General features: G+C 58.3%; 14 protein-coding genes. 6 read left to right on the forward strand and 8 right to left on the reverse strand.

Translation table 11 applies throughout. From position 1 onward, the window contains the following. The first annotated feature begins 34 nt into the window (after positions 1-34). Positions 35-1,621 carry a Na+/H+ antiporter gene (locus VG146_01255; GenBank protein HEV2390967.1) on the forward strand — a complete coding sequence of 529 codons (1,587 nt, stop codon included), beginning with the start codon at positions 35-37 and terminating at the stop codon, positions 1,619-1,621. Between the two features lie 31 nt (positions 1,622-1,652). After that, a complete protein-coding gene (locus VG146_01260) occupies positions 1,653-2,714 on the forward strand; it encodes a cytochrome D1 domain-containing protein (protein HEV2390968.1) in 1,062 nt (353 codons plus the stop codon). Positions 2,715-3,212: 498 nt separating this feature from the next. Here VG146_01260 and VG146_01265 read toward each other — a convergent pair whose 3' ends face one another. Then, positions 3,213-7,691, reverse strand: a complete 4,479-nt coding sequence (locus tag VG146_01265) for a S8 family serine peptidase (GenBank protein HEV2390969.1) — start codon at positions 7,689-7,691, stop codon at positions 3,213-3,215. A gap of 395 nt (positions 7,692-8,086) precedes the next feature. Between VG146_01265 and VG146_01270 the strand changes: the two genes are divergently transcribed. Beyond that, positions 8,087-10,210, forward strand: a complete 2,124-nt coding sequence (locus tag VG146_01270) for an Ig-like domain-containing protein (GenBank protein HEV2390970.1) — start codon at positions 8,087-8,089, stop codon at positions 10,208-10,210. A 53-nt stretch (positions 10,211-10,263) separates the two neighbouring features. On the opposite strand, the gene VG146_01275 is transcribed toward VG146_01270, so the two are convergent. Next, entirely contained in the window at positions 10,264-11,064 is an 801-nt protein-coding gene (locus VG146_01275) for a DUF1080 domain-containing protein (GenBank protein ID HEV2390971.1), read from the reverse strand. Between the two features lie 50 nt (positions 11,065-11,114). Next, positions 11,115-12,332: an ATPase, T2SS/T4P/T4SS family gene (locus VG146_01280; protein HEV2390972.1), complete on the reverse strand. Its 1,218-nt coding sequence runs from the start codon at positions 12,330-12,332 to the stop codon at positions 11,115-11,117. Positions 12,333-12,537: 205 nt separating this feature from the next. Between VG146_01280 and lepB the strand changes: the two genes are divergently transcribed. Then, positions 12,538-13,062: a signal peptidase I gene (lepB, locus tag VG146_01285; protein ID HEV2390973.1), complete on the forward strand. Its 525-nt coding sequence runs from the start codon at positions 12,538-12,540 to the stop codon at positions 13,060-13,062. 86 nt (positions 13,063-13,148) lie between these two features. Here the strand turns inward: lepB and VG146_01290 are convergent, their stop codons facing one another. Further along, positions 13,149-13,454, reverse strand: coding sequence for an FHA domain-containing protein (locus VG146_01290; protein ID HEV2390974.1), 306 nt, complete (start codon positions 13,452-13,454; stop codon positions 13,149-13,151). A gap of 62 nt (positions 13,455-13,516) precedes the next feature. Here VG146_01290 and VG146_01295 point away from each other — a divergent pair, with 62 nt between their 5' ends. After that, on the forward strand, positions 13,517-14,596 hold the full coding sequence (locus VG146_01295; protein HEV2390975.1) for a PA0069 family radical SAM protein: 1,080 nt from the start codon (positions 13,517-13,519) through the stop codon (positions 14,594-14,596). A gap of 249 nt (positions 14,597-14,845) precedes the next feature. On the opposite strand, the gene VG146_01300 is transcribed toward VG146_01295, so the two are convergent. From VG146_01300 to rpsO, 3 genes are all read right to left on the reverse strand, one after another. Beyond that, positions 14,846-17,494, reverse strand: a complete 2,649-nt coding sequence (locus VG146_01300; GenBank protein ID HEV2390976.1) for a hypothetical protein — start codon at positions 17,492-17,494, stop codon at positions 14,846-14,848. Between the two features lie 434 nt (positions 17,495-17,928). Continuing rightward, positions 17,929-20,280: a polyribonucleotide nucleotidyltransferase gene (pnp, locus tag VG146_01305; GenBank protein HEV2390977.1), complete on the reverse strand. Its 2,352-nt coding sequence runs from the start codon at positions 20,278-20,280 to the stop codon at positions 17,929-17,931. A gap of 209 nt (positions 20,281-20,489) precedes the next feature. Next, positions 20,490-20,747: a 30S ribosomal protein S15 gene (gene rpsO / locus VG146_01310; GenBank protein HEV2390978.1), complete on the reverse strand. Its 258-nt coding sequence runs from the start codon at positions 20,745-20,747 to the stop codon at positions 20,490-20,492. Between the two features lie 115 nt (positions 20,748-20,862). On the opposite strand from rpsO, the gene VG146_01315 reads away from it, so the two are divergent. After that, entirely contained in the window at positions 20,863-21,735 is an 873-nt protein-coding gene (locus VG146_01315; protein HEV2390979.1) for an SDR family oxidoreductase, read from the forward strand. An 11-nt stretch (positions 21,736-21,746) separates the two neighbouring features. On the opposite strand, the gene VG146_01320 is transcribed toward VG146_01315, so the two are convergent. Further along, complete coding sequence (locus VG146_01320) at positions 21,747-22,154, reverse strand: DUF721 domain-containing protein (GenBank protein ID HEV2390980.1); 408 nt, start codon at positions 22,152-22,154, stop codon at positions 21,747-21,749. Positions 22,155-22,157 lie beyond the last annotated feature (3 nt).

Here is a 22,157-nt window from a genome sequence, read left to right on the forward strand (position 1 = left end):
CGGTTCCGGCGAGTTGTACGTGCCGTCGAAAGCTATGGTCGGCAAAACCGAGTTCATTCTAATCTGTCTGGTCGCCGTTGGGTTACTGGCACTGGCGGCGCGAAAAATCCGGGTACCTTACCCGATACTGCTCACGGTGGGCGGTCTGGTGCTTGCTCTGATTCCGGGTGTTCCGGTGATACGCCTGGACCCCAGGTTGGTTTTCGACTTGTTTCTTCCGCCCCTGCTCTATCCGGCAGCCGTCTATACAACTTGGCGGGATTTCCGCGCCAACTTGCGCCCCATTCTGTTCCTGGCCATAGGATTGGTCCTGGCCACTATGACGGCCACGGCTTACTTGTTCCATTCTCTGACTGGTTTGCCCCTGGCGGCCGGTTTTGTCTTCGGCGCTATCATTTCTCCACCCGATGCCGTGGCGGCTCTGTCGGTGACGCAGCACTTGCGGGTGCCGCGCAGGATTGTTGTTATCCTGGAGGGTGAAAGCCTGGTCAATGACGCCACTTCGTTTATCTCGTTTCGGTTCGCGGTGGCGGCGGTGATGACGGGGAGCTTCTCGCTGGCCGAGGCAACCACGCGATTTTTGATTGCGGCGGCAGGAGGCATCTGCGTGGGTTTGGCCACGGGCTGGCTGGCCACTCAGGTCCAACGGCGTTTGGATGATCCGCCCGTCCAAACGATGTTCTCCCTGTTGACACCTTATGTGGCCTATTTCGCCGGTGAACGGCTGCATGTTAGCGGAATCCTGGCCGTGGTCATCGCCGGGATGGTCTATGGCTGGCACGCGCCCCGGGTGCTGCGGGGGCGGATGCGGCTGCAGGCCTTGCCGGTTTGGGAAACGGTTGTGTTCATTCTGAACGGAGTGCTGTTCATGCTCATCGGCCTGGAGTTGCCGGTGGTGGTTCGTTCTCTTCCTGCCCATTCGATGAGCCAATCGGCAAAGCTGGCCGTGCTCGTCCTGGCGGGGATAGTCCTGGTTCGCTTTGTCTGGATGTTTGGCTCGAGCTATGTATCTCGCCTGGTGAGCCGGACATTTCGGAAAGAAGCGGCTGCTCCCTGGCAGCACGCGGTCTTGATCGCCTGGACGGGCATGCGAGGGGCTGATTCGCTTGCCGGAGCGCTGGCCATTCCTTTCGCGCTGCCCAATGGCCAGCCGTTCCCCGGACGCAACCTCATCCTGTTGCTGACGTTCTGCGTCATCTTTGGAACGCTGGTGCTGCAAGGGCCAATGCTCTCGCCCCTGGTTCGCTGGTTAAAGGTGGTTGATGATCGGGTGTCGGAACGAGAGGAGAAGACTGCGCGACTCAAGGCCAATGAGGCAGCCTTGGCGCGTCTCGAAGAGATGCGTTCGTCCAACCGCATCAGGCCCGAGACTGTTGAACGCCTTCGGGCTGAGTATGAGGACCGTATTCGCCAATTGCACAATGAGGTGCCGCATGAAGAAGGGGGCCCGCGCTTGTTCTCAGCGGATTTTGAGGAGTTAGCCCGGGGCGCTTTGGAGACGGAACGCCAGACGGTTATCCAACTGCGAAACGAGGAGAAACTCGATAACAAGGCCTTCAGGCGAATCCAGCGGGATATTGATCTGGCCGAAGCTCGGTTGCAGCAGCGCCGTCTCGGTTGACTTTCGTGCCGAGCAAGGCAATGGTTCGGGCATGATCTCACTCATTGTTTTACTGCTGACTCCAAATCGTTGCATGGGTTCCTTTGTCGCGTTATGCATTCTCACATTCTCGGCAATGGCCTCGATGATGTTCGCCACCCAAGCGACCGCCGCCGAAAGCCAGGGCCTGGTCCTGGTTTGCAATAAGGGCGACCGCGCGCTCGGCATTATTGATCCGGTTGCCGGAACCCAAATCGCCGCCGTCCCTGAAGATGGCGTCACCGGCCACGAAGTGGCGGCTTCGCCCGATGGCAAGCGGGCCTTTGTCCCCATTTACGGCAACTCGGGCGTCGGCGGTGCTGGGACTGATGGACGCTTGATGCGCGTCATCGATCTCACGTCACGGCAGATCGTTGGCACGGTGGATTTCGGCAAAGGCGTCCGCCCCCACTGCGTCATGGTCGGCACCAAAGACGGCCTGCTGTACATCACAACGGAGTTGGAAAACGCTATAACCGTTGTGGACCCGAATTCGCTGAAAATCCTCAGGAGCATTCCGACCGGCCAACCCGAGTCGCACATGCTGGCAATTACCAGCGATGGCCGGCGGGGTTATACAGCCAATGTTGGCCCCGGCACGGTCTCGGCCCTGGACCTGCAGGAGGGCAAGGTCCTGGCTGTGATTCCCGTCTCCCCTCACACCCAGCGTATCTCGCTCTCGGTGGACGACCGCTGGGCATTTACCTCGGACACAACCAAACCGCAACTGGCTGTCATCGATACCGCCTCCAACCAGGTCAGCAAATGGGTCCCTCTGCCCGGCACCGGTTACGGCAGCGCCCCGACCCCCGATGGGCGCTGGTTGCTGGTGGCTGTGCCCAGAGAACACCAGGTCGCGGTCGTCGATCTCAACACCATGAAGGTCGTGCGTTCGTTTGATGTGCCGCGTGCCCCGCAGGAAGTGCTGATGCGTCCCGATGGGGCCGTGGCATTTGTTTCATGCGACGCCAGTCGCCAGGTAGCCGTGCTCGACCTCAAAAACTGGAAAGTGGACAAGCTAATCGATGCCGGGCGCGGCGCGGACGGACTGGCCTGGGCGCCCAAGTCAGAGTGAGACCGTGCGAAGGTTGTGTGGGCGGAAATGCGAAGCGCCGGAGCGCTTCCGTGGGCCGAGGCCCTTAGCATTGCCCACATCTGTCAGGCGTAGTTTTCAATTGGTCTCATGCAAAGTCGGAGACACGGCGACGGCGGGGACGGGGTCCAAGACTCGGCCTAGGCGCCAGAGCGGAGTCCCCAGGTCAAAGGCCTCGTTTATACCAGCCCAGGGCCAGCGCCGTGGGAAAAGAGGCCAAGACTGCATTCGCAGGCCAACGGTTTGCTTCATAGAATCCTCTATAAGGCAGGCCGTTGGCCTGCAAACCATCACTCACCCCATTTCCCAGGGCGTCGCCCGGGCGTTTGTCCTGGGACTGGTATGAGGGAGACGCCGTTGGCGTCGGCGCCTCAGCCACCCGCGCGCAGCAACCGATCGGCGTCAGATTGAACGCTTTAGAGTCAGTTTTGTTGAATCCCTTCGCACGCCCGAAAGAGGGAATTTGTCTTTGCAGATCCCTTAGAACTGGCGCACGCGATAAAACCGCTGCGGACCGGTGGCAGTCGTGTCCAATAGGTAATGCAAGGCGCCGTCCCCTTTAAGGGTGGTAAGCGAAATCCAGTTCGACGGGTTGAGTGAAGTGCTGTATTCGAGCGCGTAATTGCTGCCCACCTGGGTCTGAACCAAAACGCTAAACTGATTGCCTGAACGGGTTGGACGCAGCAGATGTGGCAGGCCAAAGCGGTTGCCTTCCAGCAGCAGCGTATGGGCGCTACCGGCGGCGATGGCGACCACGTTCGAGGTGCCGGCCGGGAAATCGCACTGGCCATTCCAATCGTTGCCCCAGCAAAGGATGGTGCTATCGGCCTTCAGCACGACGGTATGCCCGCTGCCGCCCGCCGCGGCGATGGCATTGGTCAAAGGCTGCGGCGGCTGGCATTGGCCCTGAGAGTTATCGCCCCAGGCGACCAGAGTTCCATCGGCTTTGACGGCCAGACTGTGATACTCTCCCGCGCCGATGGCCACGACCTTGGCTAAACCGGCCGGAACAATGGACTGACCCACGAAGTTCCCATTGGCATCCGTGTTTTCACCCCAGGCAACCACGGTTCCATCCGAGCGCAACGCGAGGCTGTGACTGCCTCCGGCAGCGATGGCGATGACATTGGCCAAGCCGGCGGGAGGAATCGCTTGGCCCAGGCTGTTATCGCCCCAGCCCACAACTGTGCCGTCTGAGCGCAAGGCCAGGCTGTGCCAGGTGCCGGCGGCAATGGCGATGACATTGGTCAATCCGGCGGGTGGCGTGGCCTGGCCGTCGTAATTGGCGCCCCAACCCACCACCGTTCCGTTGGCCTGCAGCGCCAGGCTGTGATAGCCGCCCCCGGCAAGGACCAGCGGGTTGACCAGGGTATTGGGAACGTTGCATTGGCCGTCATAATTCTCGCCCCAAGCCAGAATCGAGCTGTCGCCGCGAAGGAGCAGGCTATGCCAGGAGCCTGCGGCGATAGCGACGGCGTTGGTGGCCACGAGTGACACATTGAGTTGGCCCAGCGAATTGTCGCCGCGACCCACCAGCGGAACGATACCCAAATACGCGCCGGAACTGAGAAGCGATCCATAGGCGTTGCTGATGAGCACGGTGTAGGTGCCGCTATCCAGAACACCGGCATTAGGAATTGACAGGGAACTCGATGTGGCGCCAGGAATGTTCACGCCATTGAGCTGCCACTGATATGTCAGGACGGGCGTGCCATCGGCGACGACGCTGAAGGTGATGGGGCCGCCGGCAATGATGCTATTGCCGGTGGGTTGCCGGGTAATGAATGGGGCTGTGGGTCCAGCCACAAAGCTCACCTGGTCGAGCCACGCGGTATCGCTTCCGGCAGTGCCGGAACCGTTTTTGGCGTAAACCCACTGCAGGGTTTGAAGACCGGCCGGGAGATAAACCTGCTGCAAATTCCAATCGACTTCGCCGGAGATCGTCACGGCATTGTTCACGCCCGGGGCCACGTCACTAAATGTAAACGTATCCCCATTGGCTTGGGATGACACCTTCCACCAAAATGAGAGTGTGCCGGGGCCGGTAACGGTTGTTGTCAGGGTGCTCCGCTGATTGTTGCCGATGAAATAGCTTCGGGCCGAAGCGATACCGTCATGCGAGACGGCGGCCTGGCCGAACCAAGGCGTTGTGCTGATGTCGGTGGTCCAGGTCAGGTTGCTGTTATCGAGTGCGAAAGGTAATGGCAAAGTTTGAATCACGGTCAGCGCGGCGACGGGGCTAAGGGCGGAGCCGTAGGAATTGGTGACCACTGCCGAATAAGCGCCGGCATCGTTGGTCGTAACGGCCGCAATGGAATACGAGCTGAGAGTCGCCCCGGCGATGTTGGCGCCGTTCTTGCGCCACTGATAGCTAAATGGGGCAATGCCCGTGACGTTGAGTGTAAAGGTCGCCGGTTGGCCATTGATTAACGTCAGGCTCGCAGGAACAACCCCGCTTACCGTGGGCGGTGGCAAGGTCGCGTTATAGGCGACTAGCGCGAAATCCTGGTCCAAGGGCGAGCCGTTGTTGGGCACGCCATCAGAGTTAATGTTGGCGGCTGTGACGGCTATTGTCACGAAGCCGGAATTGCCGGCAGGCAGAGACACGCTTTCCACGTTGTCCCTGAAGTCGGCGCTGCCACCGGTGACCGAGTAGCGGCCATTAAAGTTGTTCCCTTTGTAAACATTGTTTCCAACATAGACGGTGAGATCGAGGTTGTTGTTATAGGCGTTGCCAGCCGTGTTGCCGGGCGCGTCCGTCCATGCGAGGGTGACCCGAAAGGGTTTGGTGGGGTCGGAAATCGCGTTGGTGAAATAACGCGCCTGGCCCGTTGCTGTGAAGAGGTCGGCCGGTAGTTCGTCACGCAAAACCCGCGGTGTGGCGTTATCGAAAGCCATGCTCAGGTTCACCTCGCCCATGCCTTCGTTATCCGACCAGAGGGTATCATTGGCATTGAGGCCCGTCATATAGCGGGCAGTATTCATCAGAAAGGCCTTGGTCATGGCTGGGCTGGGCGGATTGGTGAAGTTATTGATGAAGTACTGGCGCACCAGGGCGGCGGAGCCGGCGGCCCCGGGCGTTGCCTGGCTGGTTCCCGAACAAGAGGTGTAGAATTGCTGACCGAGCGGCCAGAACAGCGAGTTGTTTGGGCCGCCAGATACCCGTGAGCCGTTAAAACAGGGATCGGCCGTACCCGTTGGGCCGGGACTGGGCGCCTGGGCGACGCCGCCGCTAACGTGGGTGCCGGGGGACATGATGTCGGGCTTGTGCCGAAGGTCACTGCACGGACCGCGACTCGAGAAGAAAATCACATCGTTGGCGCTGTCGGCGCCGGTATCGTCGATGCCGCCGCCGTCAGGTCCGCCGAAAGGCTGCACGTTTTCACCCGCCCCGACAGTGATGACGTTCTTCCCTGTCCCCGGAGAACTGACGGTTTGAGAGCCGAATTCACCGTCGTTTCCGGCGGCGAACACAATGCACATCTCCTGATTGCCAGGCGCCGAGATTGGGGCGCCGGAAGGTTGAGCGTCGCGGACCAGGGCATCATATTCCTGGGAGTCCACATTGTATTCGCCAGGAACGCCGCCGCCCCAACTATTAGCGCTGACGCGCGCACCGTTCTGGTAGGCTGCCGATTGAACGGCTGTGAAGTCCGGGAAAGTGTAATTAACCGGATCGAAAATTACCGTGGAGCCGATTTTAACGAACGGGCAGACACCGAGACCGTAATGGAAGCCGGAAGAATCCGTGAAGGGGAAGCCAATGGGCAAATCATTGTATCCGCCAATAATGTGGGCGTTTATGGTTCCATGGCCATCACAGCCAACAAGCGTACTATTTGGATTGGGAGTTCCTTCGAGCCGGTTGTAAATCACGCGGCTGTTCTGGGTCGTATCACCCTTGACATAGAGTCCTGGGTGATTCGGCGTCGTCGTCCCGTCATCGACGCCACTATCCGTAACATCCACCGCAAAGCCCGAGGTGGAAAATTGGCCCTGGGAGAACCCAACACCCTGGAGCCAGTTGAGATAACCGGGGCCGCTGGGGACGTTCCCGGTCAGATTCCCGGCCAAAATCTGGTCCTGTCGTTCGCATAACTTTTTGGGGACGAAATACGGCTGGATGGATAAGAGGTCGGGCTGTGCCGCAAGCTGGGTGAGGGTGGCGGGGTCGAGCCGCGCGATGACATTTAAATATCCAAGAACGGCGTTTTCCTTCTTGAGTGGTTCGAGTTTGAGCTGATCGATCAATTGTAACGTGGCCGCATTAGCGTTGTCAGCAACTAGTTGGATGGCAAAAAGGTCTGTCCCAATCTGGCGCGGATTGCCCTGGGCATCGATCGTTCGGGCAGCCGGGTGAATCTTATACTCGGCAAGAAAGGGGCCGTCCCATTGGACATGCGGGGCTGTGGCTGCCAAACTCTGGACCTTAGCGATAGCGCCAGAATCGCCATAAATCAAGTATGCATTTTCAGGGATATACGCGACGATTTGAACTCCAGCCGCAACCAACTCATCGCGCCAGGCGGGTTGGACCGGCCCTGCAAATTGCACCAGGTGCAGATGTTTGCCGGAGAATGAGCCGGCTGTTTTGCGAAGGGCCTGGACCTCGGGCTTGCTGGTATCCAATGGGGCGGCGTGCAATTCAATAATGTTGTACTGGTCGCGCGACTCGATGCCGGGTTGATTCAGCACGTCTGGAGCAATCTGAGCCGCTTCATAGAGTTGGTAGCTGCCGTAATCGGCTATGAGCTTGGCGCCCTGAGCTTCCAACTTGGCGCGCAGGGCCGGGGTATGGACTTCGATCTTGTGAGTCGCGAGCGAGATTGGCTGACCCCCTCCGGCGGCGCCGCTCGCTGCCACACTGCTCGATAGCAGCACCCACAGACCCGCAGCGCAGAGGGAATGTTTGAAATACGTATAAGACCAGCCAAGGCAGGATAGTTGGACCTTTGACATAAAAGCTTCTGTTTGCACGATGCGTAGAAGCAGCAGCGCTGCGGCCCCACGCGCACTCTACTTAAAGGCCAGGGCGCGCACAGAAGCAAGCCAATTCGTTGACGCGGAGAAATTCCCTCGGTGTCCTTCGCCGCATGATTCAGCGACCTGGTGCATGGAGATAATGGCAAAAAGTCTCGGGTGCCGGACTCGTGGGTAGGGTCGAATTCCAGGAACCCTGATCAATTCAATTCCCGAGCAAAAACCGCAAGAATACGAGGACTCGCAGAAGGCTCGCTCGTCGCTCCGAAGTGGTAAGGAAAGCTGTTAAGGGAATGTACGGACTTGACCGTCTTTGCCGTGGACTATTTACTTTACGGTCAGTATGCGGGCACAGACGAAGAAAGATCATTCGTATGAAATCGAAACTGCATAAACTCTGGGCCTTGCACGGCAGCCATCTTTTTTTTGGGTTTTTTTTCGCAGGAGCGTTAGGCGCGTCGGCCCAAATAGCCACCAACTTTTCAATGCCCGTGGTCACGATCTGGGCAACGGATCCTTTGGCCTCGTGGGCGGGCAAGACCGGCACGTTCACCGCGGTGCGAGCGGGTCCAACCAACGCGACTTTGAATATCTACTACAGCATTGTGGGGACGGCGACGAATGGCGTGGACTATACCCAAATCGGGAACTGGGTGACCATACCCGCAGGAGAACGAACTAATTCGATAGCGATTGACCCGATTAATAACGGCCAAAGCGCCACGGAAACGGTGAAGTTGCACCTGACGGCCTCGCCGTTGATGATACCGATTAACTATATCATCGGAGAGCCGGATACAGCGGTGGTCTATATCACACCCACGTTCATGACCAATATTCCGCCGACGGTTGCCATCACCACACCGCCTGGCGGGGCGACCTTTGCCGCCCCGGCCAATATCCCGGTCTGCGCCTATGCGTTTGATCCGGATGGTTACGTTGCGACCGTCGAGTTCTTCGCCGGAACAACCAGCCTGGGGATTCGGACCAATAACCCGGCAAGCGCCAGCCCGGTGAACCCGTTCTGCCTGCTGTGGAGCAATGTCCCTCCCGGCAACTATAGTCTCACAGCCGTGGCAACGGATAATGGCGGCGCATCGACCACATCCGACCCGGTAAATGTCAGTGTCAAAACCGTTCCGCCGCCCACCAATGTTCCGCCTATCGTTAGCCTGATTTCTCCACAAAACGGCGCCACATTTTTTACTCCGGTTGATATTCGATTATTTGCCAAAGCAGCCGACCCGGACGGGTCTGTAAGCAATGTGGAGTTCTTTGCAGGAACTACCGATCTGGGGCCCGGCATGCCGTTAGTTCTGGACCCCCCGGGTGTGGATGGATACGACGGGCTGGTCTATGTCCTGGTTTGGTCTAATGTCCCGCCAAGCAATTACACACTCACGGCCGTGGCAACCGACAATGGGGGGGCATCAACCACCTCTGCGGGGGTCAACATCTCGGTGCAGACCGGGCCGCCCCCGCCGCCCCCGACCAATTACCCGCCCTTGGTGCGCATCAGCAGCCCGCCCAATGGCGCGGTATTTAGGACGCCGGCAGATGTCCCGATCTTTGCCTACGCAAAGGACTCGGACGGCTCGGTGGCGTCGGTGGAGTTCTTTGCGGGCACTAACGACCTCGGTGCGGGCCAGACCATCTGCCTTACGGCGAGCACACCCATGCTCTATTGCCCATCCAACGTGTTTTTCCTGGTCTGGTCCAACCCGCCAGTTGGACTGTACCCGCTGACGGCAGTGGCCACTGATAACGGGGGAGCCATGTCCACCTCTCCGCCGGTCAATATCACTATTCTTCCATCGCCGCCGCCGCCGACCAATCGTCCGCCAATCGTGAGCATCGCGGCCACCGACCCGCTGGCGATTGAAGGGACCAATTGTTGGCCCTGGGTTGGGTTGACCAACCCGGCGCCCACGTGGGGTAACTGGGCGACGGCCATCTCGTTCCGCCGGTTCTTTACCAATTGCGGGCCAAAGGATGCCACGTTTACGGTGCGCCGGTTCGGTGATACCAATGACGATTTAGTCGTCAGTTATGATATCGGCGGCAGCGCCACCAACGGCGTGGATTATGTGCCGCTCGCCGGTTCGGTGACCATCCCGGCGGGCGAAAGGCGCGCTCAAATTACCGTGGTGCCCCTGGATGACGGCCCGCCGGATATCACCAGCACGGTGGTGCTCAAGCTCGCGCCCGGCACCAATTATCTGATGGGCTTCCCGACTGTGGCCGGAGCGGTCATTCTGGATAGCGGCTCCCCGCGCCCAATCACCGGGATGTTGCCTGGGGATTGTTTCAGTCTGAGCGCCGGAGGCCCGGATGGCGCCTGGTTCCATATCGAGTATTCGACGGACTTGTTGCGCTGGACACCGATCTGCACCAATCAGGTGGTGGATGGTTTGATCAATTTTGTCGATCCGGACGCCGGCGCCGACTCCGCCCGTTTTTACCGGGCAGTGCCTGAGAGCGGGCCGCCGTCGGAGTAGGGTTGCATTGGCGGACCTGCGTTCATGTTACGGTGAACATGAACGCGGCGCTTTCAGAGCCGCCGCAGCCAGACATTGCGGAATCGCACCGGGCATCCGTGCCCGCCAAAGGCCAGAGGGCCTTCGCTGATTTTGTGTTTATATTCGGGCAGGATGCGGTGGCCGGTCTCGCCATGAATCTCCTCGTTGAGTTGCACCAGGATGCCGTTATGGAAAACCGTCACGCGGGCGGGAGAAAGGAGTCTCTGGCCATCGAACTTCGGCGACAGAAACACGATGTCATAGGTTTGCCACTGTCCCGGCGGACGCGTGGCATTCACCAGGGGCGGTGTTTGGCCGTAGATGGCGGCGCAGGCGCCATCGGGATAGATTTTCTCATTATAGGAATCGAAGATTTGGATTTCATAGAGGCCCATGAGCATGACGCCGTTATTGCCGCGGTTATACCAGGGGCCTTCAAAGCCGGCGGGCGCCATCCATTCGATGTGAAGCTGAATGTTGCCGAAGCTTTCCCTCGTCGCAAAGTGGCTGTTGCCTGAGATCAGGCAGCCATCGGCCACCTTCCAATCCCCGAGCGGTTCCCAACGCGAAACATCCTGGCCGTCAAAGAGCATGACGGCATCCGAAGGCATTGGCGCGGGTGGCCCAGCCTGACCCGGGTCCACGCGCTTGGGATTGGGCCGGTCCGGGTCGTGGACCAGCCATTGGCACCAGGGAAGTTTGGGGGTGTCTTTATAGCCGTAAACACCCGAGCCATCTTTCGCATAAACCAAGTCGGCCCCAATTGCTGCCTGCGGGACAACCAACCAACTCACCGCGACGGCTGCCAATGAGAAAAAGAGAGTCGCTTTCATCGCCCGAAGCTTGTGCCCAACGCGGCTGGCCTGGCCAGTCAAAAAGGGCCTCACATTAAATCAGCGGCCACGACCCGGATGATTTCCTCGAGTGTGGTCTGGCCGCTGAGGGCGCGGCGCAGGCCATTCTGCCAGAGGGTGCGCATGCCCTGTTGGACAGCGATTTCTTCAAGAGCGGAGGTGGGCATTTTTTTGAGGATGGCTTCTCGGAAAGGTTCGTTGGCCAGCAACAACTCGCTGACGGGCATGCGCCCGGCGAAGCCGGTGTTGTTGCATTGCTCGCATCCTGCCCCCTGGCGGAACTGGGCCTCTGCGACGAGTTCCTGCGGAGCCACTTTAAGCTGGCTTGGCGTGGGCTCGTAGGCCTGGAGGCAATTTGGACAGTTGCGCCGGACCAGGCGCAGGCCCATCACGGCCAGCACGCTGGAGGCGAGCATGAACGGCTCGATTTCCATGTTGATCAGGCGTGTAAAAGCACCTGCCGAGACTCCCGAATGGATCGTGCTAATGACCAGGTGCCCTGTCAAACCGGCCTGCACCGCAATAGCCGCTGTTTCGGCATCACGAATTTCCCCGACCATGATGACCTGTGGGTCCTGCCGCATGATACTCCGTAACGCCATCGCATAAGTAAATCCCTGGCTGGAGTTGATTTGGGTCTGGCTCACCATCGCGAGGTTGAATTCGACCGGGTCTTCGACGGTGTTGATGCTGACGCTTGCGCCGTCCCGCTGGATGATATAGCACAAAGCCGAGTACATCGTGCTGGTCTTGCCTGAACCGGTTGGGCCGGTAAACAGGAGCAGGCCGCTGGTGCGTTTGAGCACCCGCAGCAGCCCTTGAAGCGTCGATTCTTCGAAATCCAATGACCCCAAATCAAACCGCCGGTCGCGCGGGTCGAACAGGCGCGCAACGATCTTCTCTCCACGGGTCGTCGGGAAAATAGAGACACGCAACTGCACCCCCTCCAGTTCCGGGCCGCCCAGGGCGGTCCCGTCCTGAGGCATGCCCACCTGATAGGTCACCAGGTTGGCCATGACCTTGAAACGGGTCGAGATTTTATCGAGCAACTCGAGTGGCAGATGGGCGATCTCAGTCAGCACTCCGTTGACTCGGGCCCGAACGGCAATCGAGTTCTCCCATGGTTCAATGTGCAGATCACTGGCGCTGAGCCGAATCGCATCCTGGACCAGGCAATTGACCAGCGTGCTGACCTCGATTCCCTGGGCCGCTTCGTCCGATTGCAGATATTGAATCGTGTAGCTCATAATCACCTCGCGTCTCCGTGGCCTGATGGGCTGGATTTCGCTCACAGGAGCATGGTCATGTAATCCAACCGATGCAAAGGCGAATTGTTGGCCAGGTTGGCAAGGAACTTGCGACATCGGATGGAAGCCAAATATGCTAGAGCTTTATTGGTTGAGTAGGAATTTGTGGCGAAAGGACGTGTTTCGCTGGCTTTTAATGGTCAGTTTGGCCGCGTTGGCAGGGATCGCCGCCGGTCATACCGTCATTGCGTCGGTTTCGGGGTCCGTTTCAGTCGTAGATGGCACCAGCATGGAGCCCACCTACGAGCCTGGCGCACGCATCTATACTGCACCCATCTCTGGCCCACTCCTTCGCGGCGACATCGTCCTGGTGGATGATGGCAACAAGGAATACGCTGTTAAGCGGATAGTCGGTTTGCCGGGAGAGACCTTGGAGATTTGGCGGGGGTATGTTTTCATTAATCGCAAGATGCTGATTGAAGGATACTTGCCAAAATATACATTCACCTTCCCTGACGAACGGAACCAAAGGTCTGTCTTTAAACTACGCCCAGGAGAGTACTTCGTTTTGGGTGATAACCGGCCATCGAGCGCTGATAGCCGGGAATACGGCCCTATCAAACGTGAGAGCATCAAAAGCCGGGTGCCACTGCCCGAAACCACTCTGAGGGCGACTTTTGGCGATTTCGCGCTGCCAGCCCCCGGCAAACGGACAATCCGTGCCCTTTAGGACAGCCCCTGCACGAGAATCGGCCACTCTTTGTCCAAATCCTGGCCATAGCGGTCTCCGCTGCTTTGCGGATAGACAGCGCATCATTAGCCATTTCTTCGCTGCTCGTCAAACATAAACAGAGTTCGACCCGCCGATATGCAGTCGTGGTGGCGCAATTTAGTGGTCTGGGTGCTGCGCCGGCCATCGACCCAAGTCCCATTCTTTGAGTTCAGGTCTTTAAGAACGTAATCCGGCCCTTCTCGCGAAATAACAAAGTGACGCCTCGAGAGCGCCGCGTCGTTGATGGTCACATCGGCTGATGCATCACGGCCCACAGCCAATGACCCCTCGCCAAGGTCCCAGTGGCTGGCCATAATCCCGTCCTCGCCAAGCAAACACAGGCTTGCCATATTACTCCTCTGTTAAAGACGAAGCAGCATCGTAGAGTATTCGATTGGAACGGGATGGTTGAATGAATGAGAATCGAGAGGTGATCACCAAATCTTCATCGCCGCGCGGTCGGGGAGCGCTCAGCAACCCACCAAACCGCTTTGAAACACTTCGACTCGAGCGCGATGAAGACTGGAATCCCGAGGAGGAGCCCTCCCCGAAGACACAATTTCTGCGGGACCTGTCGCAAACGATTATCACTTACAACGACAGTCCCGATATTCCGTTCAAGGCCAGCATTAATAGCTTCAGGGGATGTGAACACGGATGCTCCTATTGCTATGCACGGCCCACGCACGAGTACCTGGGCTTCTCAGCCGGCCTGGATTTCGAGCGCAAGATCATGGTCAAAGAGAATGCGCCCGAACTGCTGCGCAAAGAGCTCTCTTCACCCAAGTGGAAACCACAGGAGCTGGCAATGAGCGGCGTTACGGACTGTTACCAGCCGATCGAACGCAAGCTTCAAATCACCCGGCGCTGTCTGGCGGTGTTGGCCGAATTTCGCAACCCGGTTTCTATCATCACCAAGAATGCCCTGGTCACCCGCGACCTGGACCTTTTGAAAGAGTTGACGGCGCACCGAGCCGTGCATGTGAACATCTCCATTACGACGCTGGATTCGGAGTTGGCGCACAAACTGGAACCCCGGGCCGCCTCACCGAGGCAGCGCCTGGAAGCCATGGCAACCCTGGCCAAGGCCGGGGTGCCGGCGGGCGTATTGGTGGCGCCGGTGATCCCGGCGATCAACGACCATGAAATTCCATCGGTCCTGGCCGCGGCCAAAGCAGCGGGAGCCAGTTGGGCCTACACCGAAGTCCTGCGCTTGCCGCTGACGGTAGCGCCGATATTCCAGGAGTGGCTCGAGCGGAATTTTCCAGATCGGAAAGACAAAGTTCTGGGCCGCATCCGCGCGATCCGCGGCGGCAAGCTCAATGACCCCCGCTTCGGTTCCAGGATGCGAGGAGAGGGGATTTTCGCCGATCAGATCTCGCGAATGTTCCATGTCGCACGTCGCAAGGTTGGCTTGCCAGAGGAGGGGCCTGAATTGTCCACAGTGGCGTTCCGCCGGCCAGGAGGGCCACAGTTGGCCCTTAATCTCTGAGCTGACCCCTCATCCGGATGCGGGGGGCTCCAGATCCCAGATTCGCCTCGCTTTTCGCAGCCTCGCAGGGGAGGCTGCTCCCGTCTTGTTCTTGTGGAAGGGGTGCAGCCAGGTTAACCTTTGAACGTGAAACTCGAGTCTGTCATTCATTCAGACCCCGACATCCTGGGCTGGCGGCTTTGTCATCTGTCCGGCCAGGGACCCTCGTAGTGGTAAGCTGAAATAGCTGGCTCGTTGTCCGCCGTTGGGCTATGGTCCAATTAAGATGCGGTAGAAGCGCTGTTGTCCCATCGGAGTTGTCGGGTCCACCAGAATGAATGAGTTGGCCGTTGGATTATTGGTTACAAAAAGTGGCGACCAACCAGCCAGGTCGGTGGAGACTTCCAGGGTGTAATTCTGATTGGAGCCGCCCGTGATCTGCATCGAGAAGCGGCCCGCCAGCAAGGCCGGCTGACTAAGGACGGGCGCAGGGTTGATGGTGATGCCAACAACTTTATTGGTCATTGCGAAGTTTGCGTCCATGGCCTGGACTTTGAAATTGAATAATCCGCTGGCCGTGGGCGTGCCGGAAATAAGGCCATTGGGATTGATCGATAATCCGGGCGGCGGATTAGCCGAGCCCAGGGCCAGAGACCACGTGTAAGGCGTTTGCCCGCCGGTCGCCCCGAGTTGAGCATTGTAAGCCGCGCCCACGTTGCCATTGGGCAATGAACCGGTGGTGATGACCACCGGCGGCAGCGGGGGATTTACAATGGTAAGGGCTAACCCGTCCAGTTCGACGCGGTTCGCAGCGGCGTCGGTCAGCACCACGTCAAAATAGGTGGTGCCCGTGATGATAGGCGTGCCGGAAAGAACGCCGTTGGCCGCCAACGTCAGATTCGGTGGCAACGGAGCGGAAAAGCTCGGGATAGACCAATTATACGGGGCCGTTCCGCCCGTGGCTTGGAATGACTGGCTGTAAAAGACGTTGTTGGTGCCGTTGGGCAGGAAGCCCGTGAGAATCTGTAGTGGGCCGCCGCTGATGTTCAACAAAAGGCCTTGGTTTGCCGTGTGGCCGTTGCCGTCGTCGGCATGCACGCTAAAATTGTAGGTCCCGGACGTGTTCGGATTGCCGTAAATTTCGCCGTTGGGAGCAAAGCTCAAGTTGGGGGGGAAATTCTGAGGGTCATTTAAGGACCAGTTGACGTTACCGTTGCAACTCGAAGCGGCCAGGTACACATCGTAATAGGTCCCGACCTGTGCACCGGGCAATGACGTGGTATCGATTTGAATTCCATTGCAGAGTTGAACGTTGAAATTAGCAGTCGCGTTGTTGTTATTAATCGAGACGTTTTGATTGCTAGGGCATTGAAAATTACCGTTGCCCAGAAGGGTATCCAGGCTGTCACTGCCGCCGCCGCAATTGACACCGACAGACCAACTTCCATTGCCCAAAGTAAATGAGTAATTTCCGTTGGCATCGGTATCCGTATAGAGGTTAAAACTGGCGCCATTAATGGTCGCATAGGCATAGACCCCTACGCCTACGATATTCACCCCATTGGCCTGCACGTTGCCAGTGAGGTAATTGGTCGCCAGAAGGGCGGTGAAGTTGGCCTGCACAGCCGTCCCGGAGTTAATGTTTGTTCCGCCATTTTGATCAAAGCTCGGTTGTGAAAACATATAATTGGTGGGACCCGTGTCGCTGCTGACTGAAATCCACCATGGATCATTGACGCCCAGCCCACCCACCACCGCCGCGACATAATTGCCGTTTGCGTCGGCGTAGCCGTCGGTTTCATACAAGTAGTTGTTGTTGTCATTGGCGTACATATCAATACCGGGCAGGGCAATCCCCAGACTGTCTTTCACGCTGCCATAAAAGAGCGCCGTTGCCTTGGGCAAGCCGAGGTTAACCCCGGTCTGGCCGGCACTGGCGGTAGTACTATTCTGAAGCACGGCATATCCGTGCACGAGCAGGCTCGTGCTATCGGCCTTGATACCCCAAACGCCGGATTGCACGCCGACTGTGAAATTGCCATTAGTATCGGTAAAGCTGACCCCGAGGAGGCCGTTGCCTTGGGCCGGCAAGAGAACGCCCGGCAGTCCAATGCTGGCATTATTGGCATCCGTCAGTTTGCCTGAGATGCTGGTTGTCGCCTTCAGGATTGTCAGATTCGTGGTGATGGTTTGACCACTGTTCAAGGTAAGGACTGGTGGCGCGGCGAAGTTGGCCAGATAATTACTCCTGAAGGCCACGGGCATGTAAGTCCCCGGTGGCGCTGGGATGCTATAGCCGCCCGAATTGTTCGCCACTACTCCGGCCAGTGGCGAGCCGCCCGGCCCATTTTTGCCTGCCCGCGGCGGCGGGAACAAGAGGACAACCGCATTAGGCAAGGTGGCACTGGTGCTGTTGCTAACCACGTTGCCAGTGAACTTTTGCGCATACGGCACATTGGTGACGCTGAGAAGATTGGTGATCGGCGAAAAATGGCCGCCCGGGCTGGACAGCTTGAACGCATATTTCCCGGCGATGTTCTGCATAAAGTCGCCGTTGCGGAAATTCAACCTGGCGGTGATTTGCCCTGCCGTCGCATCAGTGTCACCGGGGACGTTGAAATTCGTGATGCCACCGATCACCATGCCCGCCTGACCGTCAGTGAGACTGAACTGCTGCACAAGCCAATCGCTGGCATCGACCACGCCATTGGTGTTGACGTCGAGGAATTTCTGCACGGTCACCGTTTCGGTGTTGGTCAAACCGCTCACCAGCAAGGTGATGGGTCCGTTGTAGGTGTTGCTGACGATGGCGGGGGTGACGGTGAAGGTGACCGCTGCGTGCAATGTTGGGCACAAGAGCAACCCGATTTGGCACATGGCCAGAGTCAGGGCGTTTCGGAAGGATGATGTGTGTTTCATAAAGGTGGTTAGGCTGTCGGATTCGGAATCTCGGCGGCGTGAGAGTGGGGTATAGCGACAATCCCACACAATAGCACGAAGCCGAGGCCAAAACCGCACCTCTGCTTCGAAACTGGCGCGCCTGTTCGCCCTTTTTTGGGCAGCAATTTCAACTCGCTGTCAATTGGAGCGCAGAAAATGTCTTTAGTCGAGCATTTTTGAGTTATTTATTGCGTCTGGGCTCGAATAAAGAAGAGAGATAAACGGCGAAACATACGAAATTACGCGGAAACCGCCTGATTCTTACGCGTATTTCGCGTACTTCGCGGTTTAAAAAAACCCTTTAAACAAGGTATTGAGACTAGATTAGAGGACTGGGGCAGTCCTAACCGCTCGGCGCGGACCTGAGTTGTCCGCGCTTGGCGATTAAGCCTGCTTGAGCCCGAGACAGCCGGTTAGTGAGGCCCCGGTTGACCTGAATGTGAGTGCTCGCGGTTGCGATCCCCGCGATCCGGCGGGCGATCACCGCGGCCTCCGCGATCCCCCCCGCGGCCGCCGCGGTCCCCCCCACGGTCTCTGCGCTCGCCTCGTTGCTCACTACGCTCCCCACGATGCTCCGGGCTCTGGCCGTGATCGCCTGACTCCGGGCGCTCTCCGGCGCCCTCCGGGGTTTGGCCGGCCTCGCCGCCCATTTGCTGATCGCGTTCGGCCATGGCTGCTTTGCGCGAGAGCCGCACCCGGCCCTTTTCATCCACGCCGAGGCATTTGACCCAAATCTCGTCGCCCATCTTGACGATATCTTCGGTCTGTTTAACCCGGAAATTGGCCAATTCGCTGATGTGCACCAGCCCGTCTTTGCCCGGCAGGAATTCCACAAACGCGCCGAAATCCTTAATCGTGACGACCTTGCCCCGATAGATTTTCCCAATCTCGGCTTCAGCGGTCATCCCCGCAATGGCGTCGCGGGCAATCTTCATCCCTTCCTCGGACACGGAGTAAATATTGACTGTGCCGTCGTCTTCGATGTTGATTTCGCACCCGGATTCCTCGACCAGTTTTTTGATATTCTTGCCGCCAGGCCCGATCAGCAATCCAATCTTCTCGGGGTTGATCTTGAGCGTTTCGATACGCGGGGCGTATTTGCTGATTTCCTTGCGCGGGGCGTCCAGGACCTTGGCCATCTCGGCCAGGATGTGCAGGCGGGCAACGCGCGCCTTCTCGACCGCTTCAGTCATCAAACTGTGCGGGATGCCGCGCAGTTTCAAATCAAGCTGAAAGCCGGTAATCCCTTTTTCCGTTCCGGCGATCTTGCAATCCATGTCGCAAAAGGCGTCTTCCCATCCGATGATATCGGTCAGCAATTTGTACTGGGAGATTTTGTCCTGCTCATCGTGCTCGGTGCATAAGCCGATGCTGATGCCGCCCACGGGCCGGGTCATCGGCACGCCGGCGTCCATCAGCGCCAGGCAGCCGCCGCAAACCGATGCCATCGAGGTGGACCCATTGGATTCCATGATCTCACTGGTGATGCGGATCGAATACGGGTAAGCCTCAATCGGCACCATCGGCTCCAATGAGCGCTCCGCAAGGGCCCCGTGCCCAATCTCACGCCGCCCCGGGCCGCTGATGCGCCCGGTCTCGCCGACGGAGAAATTGGGGAAATTATAATGCAGGATGAATTTCTTTTCGCTGGCCCCTCCCGTGTAGGAGTCAAATTCCTGCGCGTCTTCCCCGGTGCCCAGCGTGCAAAGCGCGACCGCTTGGGTCTCGCCGCGCTGGAACAAGGCCGAGCCGTGTGCCCGGGGCAGAACCCCCACTTCCCCTTGGATGGGGCGAACGGTATCGAAATCGCGGCCATCCAGCCGTTTATTGTGGTTCATGATCAAACCGCGCACGGCCTCTTTTTGGATGTAATAAAAGGCGTCCTTCAGCACGAATTCGGTCACCTTTTCTCCGCCGAATTTTTCAATCAGCTTCTTGCTGATTTCGTCAGTGATTTCGGAAACTGCCGCTTCGCGTTCGAGTTTTTTGGGCGTCAGCAAGGCCGTCACGATGCGGTCACCCGCAAGGGCTTTGGCTTCCTTAAGAATTTCGTCCGGGACGATATTCAGGGTAATTTTGCGTTTGGCTTTGCCGGCGCGGGCGACGAGGTCCTTTTGCGCGGCGATAGTCGGCTGGATGGCCTCCTGAGCGAACTTGAGGGCGGCGTTAAAATCAGCCTCCGGCATTTCCTTGGCGGAGCCTTCGAACATGACAAGGTCGGTTTCGTTGCCGACGTAAACCAGGTCCAGGTCGCTCTCGAGCATCTCGGTATGCGTTGGGTTGGCAATAAGCCGGCCTTTGACACGCCCGACGCGGACCGCCCCGATGGGACCGGCCCAGGGGATGTCGCTGACCATGAGGGCCGCCGAGGCGCCTAACAGGGCCAGCATGTCCGGGTCATTCTCGCCATCGGCGCTCAACACAATGCTTTGGACCTGGACCTCATTGTACCAGCCGCGCGGGAAGAGCGGGCGAATAGGCCGGTCAATCAGGCGCGAGGTGAGAATCTCCTTTTCGGTGGGGCGCCCTTCGCGTTTGAAGTAGCCGCCGGGAAACTTGCCCGCTGCAGCGGCCTTTTCCCGGTAATCGACGGTGAGCGGGAAGAAATCCTGGCCTTCCTTGGCTTTGGCGGCGCCGACTGCGGCAACGATGACAATCGTTTCGCCTAATTGAACTGTAACAGCGCCGTCGGCCTGTTTGGCGAGTTTTCCTGTTTCAATAATGATCTGCTTGTCCCCTATTGGGGCGGTGGCTTTCTCTGACATGATGTTCTTTCCATCCCAGCGCCACCGAGAAACTTCAGTGAACTCCGAATTCGTTCGGAGCTGAATGAAATTACCCAGCGCACTGGAACCTTTTTGTTCGCGAACTTTTTGATATGGTAAACCGAGCCGCTCGCGTTTTACGGGCTCAGTTCAATCGAAAATCGTTCCCAGCCCCTCCGTTTTGAGGAGTGAGCACCCTGGGGCAGGTCCTATTTCCGCAACTTCAACTTCTTGGTGACGGCCTGATAGCGGTTCACGTCGGTGGTTTGGAGATAATCCAACAACCGGCGGCGTTGACCCACCATCATCAGCAAGCCGCGGCGAGAGCTGTGGTCTTTCTTGTTCTTTTGCAGGTGCTCAGTCAAGTGGTTGATGCGCTGCGTCAGGAGCGCAATCTGCACATCCGCCGAACCCGTATCCCGCTCGTGCAGCTTGAAATCACTTATCGTCTTGGCTTTGGCTTGCATGCTTTTGCTTAATCAAAACAATCTTCTATTAATATAATCTCTCCACCTTAGAATTCCCAGCAGCCCCTGTAAAGAACTTTCGGCAATCCGCCGGGTATCGGCTATGCTCCCTTTTATGCGGATTCTGATCATCGGCTGCGGGTATGTGGGATTGCGGGTTGGGGCGGAGTTGGCCGGCCAGGGCCATGAGGTTACCGGGATGCGCCGGGGCGCAACAAACAGGGCGGAAATCGAGGCGGCTGGGATTCGACACATCACGGCGGACATTACCAAGCCGGAGACCTTGCCCCCGCTGGAACGGTACGATTGGGTAGTTCATTGCGTTTCATCCTCACGCGGAGGAGCGGAGGATTACAACCGCGTTTATGTGGAAGGGACGCGGAATTTGATCAAATGGCTTGCAGAAACGGCGCCACAAAAGCTGGTTTATACGAGCAGCACAGGGGTTTACGCGCAGAAGGATGCGGCTTGGGTCGATGAGACCAGTGTTACGGAACCGACCACCACGGGAAAGGTCCTTCTGGAAACGGAGAAACTGCTGCTCGAAGCGGCAGCGGGCAAAATCCCGGCTATCATCCTGCGAGTAGCAGGGATTTATGGCCCGGGCCGCACGTACTGGCTTAACCAGCTCTTGAGCGGTGAAGCGCGCCTCAGTGTAGAGGGGCAGCGGATGATGAATATGATTCATCGCGATGATGTGGCTGGGGCCGTGATTGCCTGTTTGCGCAGAGGTGAACCGGGGCGCGCCTATAATGCGGTCGATGATGCGCCGGTAAGCCAATTGGAATTCTTTCAATGGTTATCCGCCAGACTAGGCCGCGCTTTGCCCCCAGTGACGGCTGAACCGGAAGAAGGAAAACGCGCCGTCACAAACAAGAGGGTTTCAAACCGGCGACTTAAACAAGATCTGAGGTACGATTTCAAGTACCCCACCTTTCGCGAAGGGTATGAGGCGGAGATACAGCGGCTGGGACTAGCCCCAGGATAATTGAGACGGAATCATCCCACCCGGAAGGAAATCTTGGCGATTAGGTCGCGGCCAAACGCGTGCTGGAGGCGTTCGATAATTTCCTTCCGGCGGTACCGGACGATTTCGCCCAACCAGACGCTGCTGTCCACATTCACAAAGAGCGTGCCGCGGTTGATGCCGGTGGGCTGGGCATGGGCCACAATGTTGGGGTCCAGCAGGTTGTTCCAGGCGCGCAGGATTTCAGCCTCGCTGCGGCGCCGGTCCATGCGCAAGTCGGTGAGGACGTTTGGCAGCACGCTGGTCATCGGGCGGGCGCTCGAGGCCTGCGCCTTTTCGATGGGCGCCAGGTCAACCCCGCGCCATTGGGCCAGGACCTGCCGGCGCGCGCTGGATTTGCCCGGACCCCGCGGCGGGATGCTCTTGAACGGAAAAACCATTCG

It is taken from the genome of Verrucomicrobiia bacterium, assembly GCA_035946615.1.
Classification (GTDB): Bacteria; Verrucomicrobiota; Verrucomicrobiia; order Limisphaerales; family UBA8199; genus DASYZB01.